This is a genomic window from Pseudomonas sp. NFPP25, from assembly GCF_900116505.1.
GTDB classification, from domain to species: Bacteria; Pseudomonadota; Gammaproteobacteria; order Pseudomonadales; family Pseudomonadaceae; genus Aquipseudomonas; species Aquipseudomonas protegens.
Window position 1 is genome coordinate 196,255 of sequence record NZ_FPBG01000007.1, and the last position, 14,591, is coordinate 210,845.

The 14,591-nt window shown below is 60.5% G+C and carries 12 protein-coding genes; 4 read left to right on the plus strand and 8 right to left on the minus strand.

The window, feature by feature from the left end; all coding sequences use genetic code 11:
• Positions 1-4 precede the first annotated feature (4 nt).
• The 6 genes from BM382_RS26115 to BM382_RS26135 form a co-directional block, all read right to left on the minus strand.
• Positions 5-2,485 (minus strand): fimbria/pilus outer membrane usher protein, encoded by a 2,481-nt coding sequence (locus BM382_RS26115; protein WP_072444515.1) that lies wholly within the window; start codon positions 2,483-2,485, stop codon positions 5-7.
• Between the two features lie 85 nt (positions 2,486-2,570).
• Complete coding sequence (locus BM382_RS26120) at positions 2,571-3,320, minus strand: fimbrial biogenesis chaperone (RefSeq protein WP_011062210.1); 750 nt, start codon at positions 3,318-3,320, stop codon at positions 2,571-2,573.
• A gap of 72 nt (positions 3,321-3,392) precedes the next feature.
• Positions 3,393-3,974 (minus strand): fimbrial protein, encoded by a 582-nt coding sequence (locus tag BM382_RS26125; protein WP_011062209.1) that lies wholly within the window; start codon positions 3,972-3,974, stop codon positions 3,393-3,395.
• Between the two features lie 268 nt (positions 3,975-4,242).
• Positions 4,243-4,413: a helix-turn-helix domain-containing protein gene (locus BM382_RS31940; RefSeq protein WP_019092833.1), complete on the minus strand. Its 171-nt coding sequence runs from the start codon at positions 4,411-4,413 to the stop codon at positions 4,243-4,245.
• A 21-nt stretch (positions 4,414-4,434) separates the two neighbouring features.
• On the minus strand, positions 4,435-7,608 hold the full coding sequence (locus BM382_RS26130; protein WP_072444513.1) for a hybrid sensor histidine kinase/response regulator: 3,174 nt from the start codon (positions 7,606-7,608) through the stop codon (positions 4,435-4,437).
• 68 nt (positions 7,609-7,676) lie between these two features.
• On the minus strand, positions 7,677-7,928 hold the full coding sequence (locus BM382_RS26135; RefSeq protein ID WP_225368700.1) for a hypothetical protein: 252 nt from the start codon (positions 7,926-7,928) through the stop codon (positions 7,677-7,679).
• A 299-nt stretch (positions 7,929-8,227) separates the two neighbouring features.
• On the opposite strand from BM382_RS26135, the gene BM382_RS26140 reads away from it, so the two are divergent.
• From BM382_RS26140 to BM382_RS26155, 4 genes are all read left to right on the plus strand, one after another.
• The gene (locus BM382_RS26140) at positions 8,228-8,710 is read left to right on the plus strand and encodes a MarR family winged helix-turn-helix transcriptional regulator (RefSeq protein ID WP_011062206.1); all 483 of its coding nucleotides are present in this window, start codon (positions 8,228-8,230) and stop codon (positions 8,708-8,710) included.
• A complete protein-coding gene (locus BM382_RS26145; RefSeq protein ID WP_011062205.1) occupies positions 8,700-10,169 on the plus strand; it encodes an efflux transporter outer membrane subunit in 1,470 nt (489 codons plus the stop codon). Before BM382_RS26140 ends, BM382_RS26145 begins: the two co-directional genes overlap by 11 nt.
• Positions 10,170-10,183: 14 nt before the next feature.
• Positions 10,184-11,386 carry an HlyD/EmrA/EmrK family protein gene (locus BM382_RS26150; protein ID WP_011062204.1) on the plus strand — a complete coding sequence of 401 codons (1,203 nt, stop codon included), beginning with the start codon at positions 10,184-10,186 and terminating at the stop codon, positions 11,384-11,386.
• 77 nt (positions 11,387-11,463) lie between these two features.
• Positions 11,464-12,993 carry a DHA2 family efflux MFS transporter permease subunit gene (locus BM382_RS26155; RefSeq protein ID WP_011062203.1) on the plus strand — a complete coding sequence of 510 codons (1,530 nt, stop codon included), beginning with the start codon at positions 11,464-11,466 and terminating at the stop codon, positions 12,991-12,993.
• A gap of 194 nt (positions 12,994-13,187) precedes the next feature.
• Here BM382_RS26155 and BM382_RS26160 read toward each other — a convergent pair whose 3' ends face one another.
• Both BM382_RS26160 and BM382_RS26165 read right to left on the minus strand, forming a co-directional pair.
• Complete coding sequence (locus tag BM382_RS26160; RefSeq protein WP_011062202.1) at positions 13,188-13,940, minus strand: UDP-2,3-diacylglucosamine diphosphatase; 753 nt, start codon at positions 13,938-13,940, stop codon at positions 13,188-13,190.
• On the minus strand, positions 13,937-14,440 hold the full coding sequence (locus BM382_RS26165) for a peptidylprolyl isomerase (protein ID WP_011062201.1): 504 nt from the start codon (positions 14,438-14,440) through the stop codon (positions 13,937-13,939). The genes BM382_RS26160 and BM382_RS26165 overlap by 4 nt, the downstream gene beginning before the upstream one ends.
• Between the last annotated feature and the right edge of the window lie 151 nt (positions 14,441-14,591).

Here is a 14,591-nt window from a genome sequence, read left to right on the forward strand (position 1 = left end):
GGAATCAGGGGCGGCACACCAGTGTCGCCCGCTCATAGTTCAGCGCGGTGTTGCGTTCGGGCAACGCATAAGGCGCTTCACAGCGCTGGCCCTGCCAGTTGATGGTCAGGGTACCGGCGTCGGCTTCAACCAGCGCCAGAGCCTTGCCACCAGGGTCAGAGATCGCCAACTGTTTGCCGGCGCTGTCTTCGAGCGACGCACCAAACGGAATCGGCTGGTGTCGGGCGTCGAACAGCGCGAACTGCACTCGCCGTCCGGTCTTGCTGGTGTAACGCGCCAGCACCACGGCACCACGACGTGGCACCACTTGCCGGGTCGCGCTGTCGATCTCGATATCGGCGCCCAGGTCTCGAGTGTCGAGGTTGATCCAGTTCACGCGATAGGGCTGCGCATTGGGGACCACGGCGAAGCCGTTGCTGCCGGTCCTGGCTCCGGAGAAGCTGCCGATTTTCACCCCTTCCACGCCTTCGACCTGCGCCAGCGCGAACGTCTCGCCCACGGTCTGTCCCAGGTTGATCCCGCCGCCATGGCCGACGATCGAGCCTGACAGGTTAAGGTTTTGCGAGTTGTAGCCGCGCCCCTGGCTGTAGCCGGCACTGATATCCATTACCGAGGTGCGGGTACTGAGGTTGACCGAGCCTGAGCTGCCTCCAGTGCTGCTGTTGCCGGCTTGCACCGAGTAATAGGTGTCGCTGTCTTGCGACAGATAGCCGTTGATGCCCATTTGCGTGGTGTCGCCGGACTTCTGCGTGCTGGCCGAGACGAAGGCGCGGGGTGCACGAGGCTTGGAGCCCAGCGGGAACGATACGGACAGGTTCACCAGCGTGTCATTGTTCGCCGGCCCGTAGTTGCCGACATCCTTGGAGTAGGTGGCGCCGAGGTTGTAGCTCACATCGCCCCAATAGTTGCTGTAACCCGCCGACAGGCTTTGCGAACCACCGCGTCCCCAGTAACGCTGGTCGCTGGCGTTGATGTAGATGCTGCCGTATCGCTGGTTTCGGCCCAGGCTCTGGTTGACGGTCAGGTCGGTACGGGTTTTCGAGTTGCCGATACGCTTCTGGCCGTCGTTGCTCAGTTCCTCGACGTGCTCGGTGAGGGTGCGATAGCCCTCGGTCGAGTAGCGATAGGCGGCGAGGGTGAAGTTGGTGTCGGTGCCGGTAAACGTCTTCGCATACAGGGCGCGCAGGCTGTTGCCGGTGATGGTTGCGCCGAAAGTGCTGCTCATGGAGTGGGTCAAGTCCAGTGAGACGGCACCGATAGTCGTATTGCGGCCAGCTCCGACGGACAGCGCCTTGAAGTTTTCCGAGGCCTGCACCCCGACGATCCCGGACAAGTTACTGCTGATGCCGTACGCCAGGGTGCTGCTGACAAATTGCGGTGACTGCTGGTCATCGCTGTTGCTGTTGTACTGGCCGGCCGAGACGCTGTACTTCAACTGGCCCTCACGGACCATGATCGGCAGGCTGGAAAATGCCTGCACCGTCACCCGGCGGCGACCATCGGCTTCGATAATCGTCATTTCCAGGTCGCCGTTGGAGCCGCTGGGGTAGATATCGCTGATCTCGAACGGCCCCGGCGGCACATTGGCGGTGTAGAGAAGGTAGCTGTCCTGGCGGATCTCCACGGTGGCGCTGGACTGCGCAATGCCGCGAATGATCGGCGCATAACCGCGCTCGCTGTCGGCACGCATGCCGTCGTCGGACGCCAGCTTCAGGCCGCGATAGCGCACGCTGTCGAACAGGTCGGCATCTGAAAAGATATCCCCGGCGCTGAACTGGCCTTTCAGGGCAGTCACGTCATGTTGCAGATAGCTGCGGTTACTTTTGAATGTACTAGGGCGGCCGGTGCTGCTGCTGAAGTTCGATTCGTTACGCAAGCGCCAGGCGCCGAGGTTGATGCCGTTGCGCAGGCCGACGTTGTTGGACAGGGTACTTTCACCCCGAGTGCCGTTGCGGCTGCTGCTCAATTGATAGTTGATGAACGCGGCGGGAACGCCTTCGTCCCACAGGGCCGGGTCGACATAACCACGTCGGCCACGCGCCATGGCGCTTTGCGGGACACTGACCATCAAGCGCAGGCGGGGCACGTCGTAACGCACGCTGGCGTGATCGATCAAGGCGGGCAGGTCCAGGCAGGTGTCGGGATCATCGCTGCCCAGTTTGCCGCTGGCCTGCAGCTTGCCGATGTCGACCCCCAATTGCTGCACCATCTCCAGAGTCAGGCAGGCCTCGATCTTGTTCGTGCCGGGAGAACGACGAAAATCGATGTCGCGGCGCCCGACCAGCGTCTCGTTGCCGTACAGGTCCACCCGATAGATGCCGGGCAGCACGCGGCTGCTGGCGAGCAGTGATTGCAGATCGACAGAAGACGTTGCGCCTTGCAGAAACGAGGTATTGAACTGTTCTTCGTCATCGGCAAGGCAGGTGCAGCTGAAAACCAGGGCAATCGAAAACGGCGCCCATCCGTCGCGCTTGAGTAAAAACATTCAGGAACCCTATATCACCTCCGATACGAACTAACGGAGCGAAGAGAAATACAGTGGAAGTGCAGCCGTCACAGCGGCACGTAAGTTATGGGGTTTGTTTATTCAAACTGGCTCGGGTGTCAGCACTGTTGGAAAGTTGCGCGCCATAACGATCTTGTGCGCCATAGTCATTAATACTGCTGAATGAAAGGTGGGCTGTATTGGCGTTGTGAAGTTGTTTAAGGGGGAAGCTTTTTTGTTCGCCGGGGGCAATCATCATCGAATCGAAGGGGTGTTCACTGATGGTGCCGGATTGAAGTGTGATATCTGCAATCGACACGTGATACCGGCCTGGGTTATTCACCACCAACAAGCTCTTGCCGGCTTGTTCTGTCAGGCGCCAGGTCAGTTCGCTCGGTGCCAGATAGGCGTTGTTTTTCAGGCCTGCCGGGCGGAAGAACACCTTGATGCGCTGGCGCACGGCCAGTTGCAACGTGTTCTCGGATTTCGCCGCTTTAGGGATCTCTTGCACATTGAGCCACACCACCGACTCGCGGTCGGTCGGCATGCCCGCACCTTCGTAGATCACCCGCAATATTTGCTGCTCGTCGCCGCTGACGCGCACCAGGGGCGGCGTCACAGCAAAGGGTACGGCTGCGGTTTCGCTGGAGTCGGTGTCGATCCACGACTGGATCAACACATCTTCACCGCTGTTACGCACGGTGATTCCGGCCTCCTTGTGCTGGCCGTCGAAAATCAGACGGGTGCTGCTCAAGGAAATTCCGGCCATGGCCTGATTGACCGCGAACAGGCCCAGCAGGCCTGCACATAAGGACAGTGAGTGACGATAAAACATGAGGGCTACCGCGCAAGTGAATGAGGATGCAGGGCCGAACGGCCCCGCACCAGGCTTGTGTGTTCGCGCGGGTTATTCGTATTGCAGCGTGAACGGTAGGGTGGCGTCGCCACGACCGGCAACAGCCAGCTTCGGATCGACAGTGGTTACGTAGGCTGCGGAGAATTTGAGGGTGGCGTTGCTGTCTTGCAGAGTGTTTTCGATCTTTGCGGTGCTAGGCGAGCTGAGGTCGATCACGGCGCCATTGGAATCAAGCAGCGCAATGCCGATACCTTTCGCAGCACCCAGGCCGTCGATCAGGCGAAGCACGTTGGTACCGGGCGCGAGACCCGAACCTGCGCCCGTGGTTGGTTCGAAGATCATTGCGACCTTGGTGCCGGCGTTGCAGTTGATCTTCATGCTGAAGTTTTCGACGTTCAGGGTGCCGTTGCCTTTAGGCGCGCTGGGAGTGCCCATGTCTTTGATCGACACTTCGCCCATGTCGACCGCAATGGTTTTACCCTTGCCAGCGCCCTCAACGGAGCAGGCATCGTTGTTGATGGTACCGGTGAAGTTGATAGTGCCACTACCGGCCTTGACGGGGTCATCTGCCAGGGCGTTGCCAGTGGCGGCAATGATCGAAAGGGCGAGAAGTGCGCGAGTTAGCTTTTTCATGTTGTTTTCCAATGGTTAGGTTTAAAACAACAACACGATATAACGCGAATTTTTGGTGGTACATCAGACGATTCCTAGAAGTTGATTGCAACTGGAATGTAGTTGTCTGTTAGTTTGAGTTGGTTGTTGTGTATGGTAATTCAAGTTTTTATAGTTGCTGTTGACTTCAAGTTTGCTCGTGACGAACATCTTTTGAATGCTTGTTATCTTTGCGCTCTCAAGTCAGTCGTCTCTGACTCCCTCTCCCGGAATAAATAAACGCACTATTTTATTTTCCTTTAGCAACAGGTGAGTAAAGCGCTGTCAGCACCAGCACGTTGGGGAGGTGCCGCGTCAGGTATTCCATCAGTGCGAAAGCATTGGCCACGCTCAACCCGCTCTCGTACCCCACCGGGACGATGGGGTGGTCATCGGCAATGGCAACCTTGAGGGTTTCCATGGCTGATTATCCGCGTTGAAATTATTCAAGGGTGCCCAGCAGGTCTTTCAATCGAGCCAGATTCTGGCGTACCTCCAGGTCCAGGGCGTGGGTCAAGCTCAGGCCGTTCAGGCGGCACTCCAGCTCGACGAAGGTTGTGGCCAGTTCTTCGAGCTGTACCGCACCCAATGCACCGGCCATGCTGTGCAGCTGTTGCGCCACGCGATGGGCATCGGCGTTGTCCAATGCCGTCAGCGTGGTCTGCATGTCCTGGCGCAGCGTCGTGACAAAGAGTTCGCGCATTTTCGGTGACAGCTTTAGAGGGGCAACGCTGGTCGCCGGCAGGGCGATTTTGCAATGTCTTTCCAGGTGCGCGCGCAGGGTGGCGAGGTTCAGTGGCTTGACCATCCAGGCGTTCATGCCGACGTCGGCGCAGCGCTCGCCTTCTTCGCGCAAGGCGTTGGCGGTGACGCCGATAATCGGCAGCGTCTGATCCTGAAGCCGTAACGCCGTGGCCAATTGGTAGCCGTTCATGACCGGCATGTTGACGTCGGTCAGCAGCAGATCGAAGCGTCCGGGCGACCACTGCGCCAGGGCCAGCTCGCCATTGGCCGCGACGACCACCGAGCAGCCCAGCACTTCCAGTTGCTCCTTGATGATCGCCGAGTTGATCACATTGTCTTCCGCCACCAGCACTTGCAGATTCAACTGCCGGGGCTTTTCCGGCGACGAAGGTTGGCTGTCGGCGCTGACGCCGTGCTGGGCCTGGTAAATCGCCCAGGCGATCGCGCGGACATCATGGGCGTCGACTTCTCGGTCGGTACCGCGCAATTGCGCAGGGTTGGGGCCATCCGCCCTGGCGACGACCTTCGGACCGGGCCAGGCCGCGGTATCGGCCAGGGGGGAAAGCTCTACCAGCAGTGCCGATGACACCGGTGTATCGGGCCTCAGCGGGCGGCAGTCGAGGCCAAAACGGTTGAGCCAGGCGATCAGGTGTTGTGCCTGCTCAGTGACCTGCGCACGCACATAGACGGTGCTGCTGCCGGGGCTGAACACAGGGCAGTCGGCCAGCTCACCGGGTGCGTGTTCCAGTGCGAGTTGAAGGGTGAAACTGCTGCCGAGCCCGGGCTCGCTGAGTAGGTTCAACTGGCCCGCCATCAACTCGCACAGCCATTTGCAAATGGCCAGTCCCAATCCGGCACCGGCCTGTTCAGTGGCATCGTTGACCTGATAGAAAGGGTCGAACAGTTGTTGCTGTTGCGCCAGGGAAATTCCTCCTCCCGAATCGCTGACCTGCCACTGCACGTGGGCGCGGCCATCGTCGCTTTCCAGCAACTGAACCCGCAGCACTACGCGACCGTTATCGGTGAACTTGATGGCGTTGCTCAGCAGGTTGTTGAGGATCTGGCGAATCCGTATCGGGTCACCGCGCAACCGGTCCGGCAGAGCCGGGTCGATGCAGGCATAGAGCAGCAGGCCCTTGGATCGGGCGAAGGCGCTGTAGGTGCGCACGGTGTCTTCGGTCAGTTGCAGCGGGCAGAAATCCTGAAGTTCGAGGGTCATCTGTCCGGCTTCGATTTTCGACACATCCAGCACATCGCTGATCAGTTGGAACAACGTGGTGGAGGAGCGCTGGATGGTGTGCAGGTAATCCTGCTGGCGCGGGGCGAGCGAGGTCAGGCCGAGCAGCTCCAGAGTTCCCAGCACGCCGTACAGGGGAGTGCGGATCTCGTGGCTCATGGTAGCGAGGAAGCGGCTCTTGGCCTGGTTTGCCGAGTCGGCGGCCTGGCGCGCTTCTTCCAGCGCCGCCGCATCTTCGACATGCCGGGTCACGTCATGCAACGCACATAACCAGGCGTCCTGGCCCTGATAGCGGGTGGGCACAAAGGCGACGTGCAGGTGGCGCCCATTGATTTCAAGATCGGCGTGACCGGGGCCCGTAAGGGGTGTGAGCAAGCTCATCAACCGGCCGTTATCGTGCCATTGCTGGGCGCGCTGGTTTTCCAGCAGTACGTGGTGATCGCTGCGGCGAATCACGCACAGGCCGGTCGGCGCCGTATCGATCACCGTGCGGCTGAACGCCTCGCTTTCGGCGATGCTGGCGTGCGCCCTCTGCGCGGGCAGGATGACCCGGGCCTGGTACCAGCGATTGACCACCCGACTGCAACCGAGTAGCGCAAGCGCCAGAGCAACCAGGCACAGCAATGGCCACAGCGCGTAGTCGAGGAAACTGCGCAGGCTGATGACGTAGATCGCCGTCCAGTGTTGCTCCCCGGGGCTGCTCAGTTTGAACACCAGGCCGTCGCGGTTGAAATTCACCCCTTCATCCAGCACCTGGCCGGGTTTCAGAGCACCGGTCAATACCACGCCACGGGGGGTGATCAAGGTGAAGTCATCGTAGATCGACCACTGCATCAGCCGTTCGATGTTGTTGACCTGGGACAGGTTCATCAGCGAACCCAGTACCACCCAGGTATCGGCGCCCTCGACGGTCAATGCGGTTTTCGCCAGGTTGATACTCACGTAAGCCAGCAGGGTGGGCGCGCTCTTGTCGTCCTCGGAAGAGACATAGGGTTCCCAGCGCACCTGAAGATCTGGCAATGGCGAGTTGTGCCCGCGCAGGCGTTTGTTCACCTGGGTCATCACATCGACCAGATGGCCCGTCTGCATCGGTAATTGCCCCGTACCGCGCAAACGCCCGACGGAGGGTACGGCCAGGTCAAAATTGTCGGGGCCATTGATCAGGACAACCTGCGGAGACTGATAGTGCGAGGCCGACCAGAACGCGCTGTAATAGGCCGCCAGATGGGTACCCAGCGCAAAGATTTTCGGGTATTGGCTGGGGGCAATCCTGTCCGTATTGATCTTCAAGCTATAGGGCAGCGAAAACGGCAGGCCGCGGCCTTCGTAAATGTTCGGCCCTTCATCGGGCAGGGGTTTTTGTGAGTAGGGGGGCAACATGGCATTGGGCAGCCGTTCGCCCTTGGCGCTTTCCCGGGCAATATCCTGCAGGAACACTTCCTGTTCGTGGACATTCTCCATCAGCCGGGCAAAGTGAAATTGCAAGGTTTCGCGCCGCTCTTCGATCATGCGCGTCACCCCCACATAGCTGATGCCCAGCAACAGCAGCACCAGGGCGCCGAGCACCAGCAGGCTCTTGTTCAGGCGCGATGAACTGCTGGCGAGTTTCTCCAGAAAGGCGTTGGGATGTGGCATTAGAGGGCCTGGGCAGCAGTGATGGGAGAGCCGTTGGACACAGTGACCTCGATGGCAAGTGACGGGTATCAACACCCGCTTGCCAATCCGTACGCGTTTGCCGGCCCGTCATGGGACAGCAACTGCCGGAATTGATCCGAAGACATGGCGTGAAAGATCAGGAAATCCTGAATCTGAGTGCAGTCGATTTTATGCAACAGATCAAGTTCTTGCGCGGTCTCCAAGCTTCCCGCCATCACCGGTAGACCCGACGGGTGACCGAGCCGGGCAATGCAGGTTGGCGCCTGGGCCAGTTCCTCGTTGGCGTTGCAGTCGTGCACCTGTATGCGCTCCATCTTCAATTCGCTGAAGGAGGGTGATACCGGGCGCACGTGCGAGCCATAGCCTTTGTCGAAGTCATCGTGGAATAGGCCAACCCCGATGATTCACAGGCAGCAGGCAGAGGGATGGAAACGACCCGTCGCCAGCAGGTTGGCGATGACGCCCGCCTGTTCAACATAAAAACCCAGTCCATTGGTCAACTAATTACAAAGCAACCTAACTATTGCGTTGACATTCGCTGCCTAGGCAGTAACATCTCGACATATATTCACTGCCTAGGCAGTTATTAGGTGGGCACATGAAGCATTTCACCCCGGACGAATTCAAAACCTGCCATCTCGGCCTGTTGCTGGGCCGCGCCGCATTGCTCAAGGACCGGATCATCGACACCCACATGGAACCCCACGGCATCACTGCCGCGCAGTTCAAAGTGTTGATCATCATGGCCCAGTTCGGCGTCGATACCCCGGCCGAGCTGTGCCGGCACCTGTCGCTGGACAGCGGTTCGATGACACGCATGCTCGATCGTCTGGAGCAGAAGGGCTTCCTGGCTCGCCAACGCAGCGAAGGTGATCGCCGCCAAGTGCAACTGACCCTGACCGAACAGGGCCAGCAGTTGACGGATCGGCTGCCGCAGATCGGCGCCGACGCGATGAATGAACTGGCTGGCGCGATCTCCCCGGACGAGTTGAAGACCCTGGAATACATCCTCAAGAAAATCCTGCTGGCCGCCGGTGACCCGATCACCATCCAGCGCTTAGGTGAACACAATGAGCAGTAAAACCTTGCGCAGCAGCCTGACGCTGGTGCTGTCGGCGATGATCCTTGCCGGATGCGCCAATTACAGCGGCCTCGATACCCAAGGCAAAAATCTCGACGCGAAAAGCCTGAAGGCCGGCCAATCCCTCAACGGTGTGACCCTGTCGCCTGCGGCATGGCCGAAAAGCGACTGGTGGACCAGCCTTGGCGATCCACAGCTCGACGGTCTGATCCGCGAAGCCCTGCGCGACAGCCCGGACATGCAGATCGCCGCCGCCCGTGCCCATCAGGCCAGCGCCGCCGCGTATGCCGCCGATGCCGAACGCTATCCGACCCTCGACGCCAGCGCCGGCATCAGCCGTTCGCGCCTGGCCAAGGATCAGGATCCGCTGGGGCAGGGCGATGCCTACGCCACCGTGCGTAACATCAGCGCCGGCTTCAATTACAACTTCGACCTGTGGGGCGGCCAGCGTGATGCCTGGGAAGCCGCACTCGGCCAGGCCCGTGCTGCTGAAGTCGACCGTCAGGCCGCGCAATTGACCCTCGCCGCCGATGTGGCCCGGGCCTACAGCGATCTGGGGCAGGCGCACATCGTCTATGACCTGGCCAGCGACGACCTCAAGCGCACCAGGCAAATGCTCGATCTGAGCCAGCGTCGCTTGAGCGCCGGGATCGACAGCCAGTACCAGCTTCAGCAAACCCAGAGTCTGGAAGCCAGTTCCGAAGCCAGTCTGATCGACGCCGAAAAACGCCTGAGCAGTGCGAAAATCGCCCTGGCCGTGCTGCTCGGCAAAGGCCCGGATCGTGGCAGTGAAATCGCCCGGCCCAAAGTATTGCAAGCCAGCGCCGTGGCAGTGCCCTCGGTTCTTCCGGCAGAGCTGCTTGGCCGTCGCCCGGACCTGGTCGCCGCCCGCTGGCGTGTAGAGGCCGCGAGCAAAGACATCGATTCGGCGAAAACCCGCTTCTATCCCAACCTGAACCTTACGGCGTCCGCCGGTGCCGAATCCCTGTTGGGTGACGCAATGTTTGGTTCGGCCAGTCGCTTCTTCAGCATCGCCCCGACCATTTCGCTGCCGATCTTCGATGGCGGGCGCCTGCGCGCCAACCTCGATTCGCGTGACGCCGATTACGATCTGGCGGTGGCGCAGTACAACAAAAGCCTGGTGAAAGCGCTGGGTGATGTCAGCGACACGATCAACCAGTTGCGTGACATCGGCCGGCAAATCGGCGCGCAACAGCACGCCACCGATATTGCTCAGGATTCCTATAACACCGTGGTCCAGCGTTACGGTTCCGGCATCGGCAACTACCTGGACGTGCTCAGCATCGAGCAGCAACTGCTGCAGGCCCAACGTCAGTTGGCCAACCTCAATGCCGAGCAGATCGATCTGTCGATTCAACTGATGCAAGCGCTGGGCGGGGGCTTTCAGGGCGAGACCCTGAGCGCAGCCAACGCCATTCCAGCTACGCCGCACAACTAATTCAGGTATTTGTCATGGCCACTGCCGAAAACACCCAAGCTCAAGACAACTCGCAAGACACCGGCAATCCGCGCAAGCGCAAAGTGATGCTGCTGGTGCTGGCCATCGTTGTGGCCCTCACCGGTGCCGGTGTCTGGGCTTATCACGAATTCATCGGGCGCTGGAATGAGAGCACCGATGACGCCTACGTCAACGGCAACGTCGTTGAAATCACTCCGCTGGTGACCGGTACCGTGGTCAGCATCGGCGCCGACGATGGTGACCTGGTCCACGAAGGTCAGGTGCTGATCAACTTCGACCCCAACGATGCCGAAGTCGGTCTGCAAAGTGCCCAGGCGAAACTGGCGCGTACCGTGCGTCAGGTTCGCGGCCTGTACAGCAATGTCGACGGCATGAAAGCCCAGGTCAACGCGCAACAGGCCGAAGTGCAGAAGGCTCAGGACAACTTCAACCGCCGGAAAAACCTTGCCGCTGGCGGCGCGATCTCCCAGGAAGAACTGTCCCACGCCCGCGACGACCTGACCTCGGCGCAAAACGCCCTGGCCAACGCCAAGCAGCAGTTGAAAACCACCAGTGCGCTGGTCGATGACACCGTGGTCTCGTCGCACCCGGACGTGATGTCGGCGGCTGCGGATCTGCGTCAGGCCTACCTGACCAATGCGCGCAGCACCCTGATCGCGCCGGTCACCGGTTACGTTGCCAAACGCACCGTGCAGCTCGGCCAGCGAGTGCAACCGGGTACGGCGTTGATGGCGGTGATCCCGCTGGATCAACTGTGGATCGATGCCAACTTCAAGGAAACCCAACTGCGTGACATGCGCATCGGCCAGCCCGTGGACATCGAGTCCGACATCTACGGCAGCAGCGTGAAATACAGTGGCACCGTCGACAGCCTCGGCGCCGGCACCGGCAGCGCGTTTGCTCTGTTGCCCGCGCAAAACGCCACCGGCAACTGGATCAAGATCGTGCAGCGTGTGCCGGTGCGGATTCACATCAATGCCGAAGAGCTGGCCAAGCACCCACTGCGGGTTGGGCTGTCGACCAATGTTGAAGTGAACCTGCATGACCAGAGCGGCCCGGTACTGGCGCAGCAACCGCAGCAAAAGGCCTCGTTCAGCACCAACGTCTACGACCGGCAGTTGGCCGAAGCCGACGCGATGATCGCTCAGCTGATCCATGACAACAGCGCTGTGGTCAGCAAAACCGCGCAACGCTGATTCGCCACTGACCCTGTGGGTGCGAGCTTGCTCGCCCCACAGGGGCGCAGCGCCACCCCGGTTCCAAAGGATTCGCGATGAGCAATAACGCTTCTTTCACGCCGCCCAGCCTGTTGCTCAGCACCATCGGCCTGTCGCTGGCGACCTTCATGCAGGTGCTCGACACCACCATCGCCAACGTGGCGTTGCCGACCATTTCCGGCAACCTTGGTGTGAGTTCGGAGCAGGGCACGTGGGTGATTACCTCGTTCGCCGTGAGCAATGCGATTGCGTTGCCGCTGACCGGCTGGCTCAGCCGGCGCTTTGGCGAGGTAAAACTGTTTCTCTGGGCGACGATGCTGTTTGTGCTGGCCTCGTTTCTCTGCGGCATCTCGACCTCGATGCCTGAGCTGATCGGCTTTCGTGTGCTGCAAGGCCTGGTGGCCGGGCCGTTGTACCCGATGACGCAAACCCTGTTGATCGCCGTTTATCCACCCGCCAGGCGCGGCATGGCCCTGGCATTGCTGGCAATGGTCACGGTGGTGGCGCCGATTGCTGGTCCCATTCTTGGCGGCTGGATCACCGACAGTTACAGCTGGCCGTGGATTTTCTTCATCAACGTTCCGATCGGCATTTTTGCGGTGATGGTGGTGCGTTCGCAGCTGGCCAAGCGCCCGGTGGTCACCAGCCGTCAGCCGATGGACTATGTCGGGCTGATTTCGCTGGTCATTGGCGTCGGCGCGTTGCAGGTGATCCTCGACAAGGGCAATGACCTGGACTGGTTCGAGTCGAACTTCATCATCATCGGCGCGGCGATTTCGGTGATCGCACTGGCGGTGTTCATCATCTGGGAAATGACCGACCAGCATCCGGTGGTCAACCTGCGGCTGTTCGCGCACCGCAACTTCCGCATTGGCACGATAGTGCTGGTGCTGGGCTACGCCGGGTTCTTCGGTATTAACCTGATCCTGCCGCAATGGTTGCAGACCCAGATGGGCTACACCGCGACATGGGCGGGGCTGGCGGTGGCACCGATCGGCATCCTGCCGGTGCTGTTGTCACCCTTTGTCGGCAAGTACGCGAACAAGTTCGACCTGCGCCTGCTGGCCGGGCTGGCATTCCTGGCCATTGGCCTGAGCTGCTTCATGCGTGCCGGTTTCACCAATGAAGTGGACTTCCAGCACATCGCTCTGGTGCAACTGTTCATGGGCATCGGCGTGGCGCTGTTCTTCATGCCGACCCTGAGCATCCTGATGTCCGACCTGCCACCGCACCAGATCGCCGACGGCGCTGGCCTGGCAACCTTCCTGCGGACTCTGGGGGGCAGTTTTGCGGCGTCGCTGACCACCTGGATCTGGATTCGCCGGGCAGACCAGCATCACGCTTACATGAGCGAAAGCATGAGCATCTTCGACCCGGTCACCCGGGATGCGCTGAGCAATCTCGGAGGCGCGAGCACCAAGGCTTACGCGCAGCTGGATCAAGTCCTGACCAGCCAGGCATACATGCTCTCGACCGTGGACTACTTCACCTTGCTGGGCTGGGGCTTCATGGGCCTGATTCTGCTGGTCTGGCTGGCCAAGCCGCCATTCGCTGCCAAGGCCGGCCCAGCCGCGGCGGGGCATTGATGCCCTTCGTCGCAGGCGCAGGCGTCCGAAAGGGCCATGCAAGGCTTGCTGGCCCCTTCGCCGGCAAGCCGGCTCCTATGGTAGGGCATTTGTTGTAGGAGCGGGCTTGCCAGAGAAGGCGCCCGACAGGGCCATGCAAGGCTTGCTGTTCCCTTCGCCGGCAAGCCGGCTCCTACGGCAGCGAGGGCGTCCGTTCAGGGCGAACCGGGCAGCGCCAGTTGCGTCGGTACGAAATCGAACGCCGCCAGTTGGAAACCCTGCTCATCCACCTGCAGCGCCCAGCCCTGACGGTCCCAGTCCCCCAGCACAATGCGCTTGGCGGCTTGTTCGCCGATCTGCAGCTTGTGGATCGCCGGGCGATGGGTGTGGCCGTGAACCAGGGTGCGCACCCCGTGTTCCTGCATGACCTGCGGTACCTGGTCCGGGGTCACATCGACAATGTCGTTGGCCTTCATGCGGGTCTGGGCCCGGCTTTCGTTGCGCAGCTTGCGCGCCAGCTTGCGCCGGGTGCCCAGGGGCAGGTGGCGCAGAATCCACAGGCTCAGCGGGTTGCGCAGGTAGCGGCGCATACGCATGTAGGCTTCGTCACGGGTGCACAGGCTGTCACCGTGCATCAGCAATACCGGCTCGCCGTAGAAGTCGACGACGCTGGGGTCCTTGAGCAGGGTGGCGCCGGCCGCCTTGCAGAAGGCCTTGCCGAGCATGAAGTCGCGATTGCCATGCATCAGGAAGATCTGCGTGCCGCTGTCGCTGAGCTCGCGCAATGCCTGGCAAATGGAAAGCTGGTAGGGGGTCATGGCATCGTCGCCGATCCATACCTCGAAAAAGTCCCCGAGGATGTACAGCGCCTCGGCGGCGCGGGCGCGCCCACCGAGTAATTCCAGAAACGCCCGGGTGATGTCCGGGCGCTCCTCTTCCAGATGCAGATCTGAAATCAGCAGTATCACTCAATGATCTCGGCTTTCTCGATGATCACGTCGTCTGCGGGTACGTCCTGGTGGCCGGACTTCATGGTGGTGGCCACGCCCTTGATCTTGTCGACCACCTCGGTGCCGGCGATCACTTTGCCGAATACGGCGTAGCCCCAGCCCTGCACGGTCTTGCCGCTGTGGTTGAGGAAGCTGTTGTCGGCAACGTTGATGAAGAACTGCGCGGAAGCCGAATGCGGCTCCATGGTGCGGGCCATGGCCACGGTGTACTTGTCGTTGGAAAGGCCGTTGTCAGCTTCGTTCTGGATGCTTGGACGCTTGTCTTTCTTTTCTTTCATGCCAGGTTCGAAGCCGCCGCCCTGGATCATGAAGTTACCGATGACGCGGTGAAAAACGGTGTTTTCATAGTGACCGGCTTTCACGTATTCGACGAAGTTGGCCACGGTCAACGGGGCTTTCTCGGCGTTCAGTTCCAGCACGATCTCGCCGTGGTTGGTGGTCAGTTTGACTTGGGTCATGGTCGGTACTCTTTATAAGGAGAAGCGTTTTCAAGAAAATCCTGGGTATCGGGACGCGCGGGCAACCCGGACCGGTTTGGCCATCTTGTGGCCAAGGAGCGCAGTTTAGCGTGACAGCCACGAATTTCGAGGCTGTTTTTTCACCGGCCTG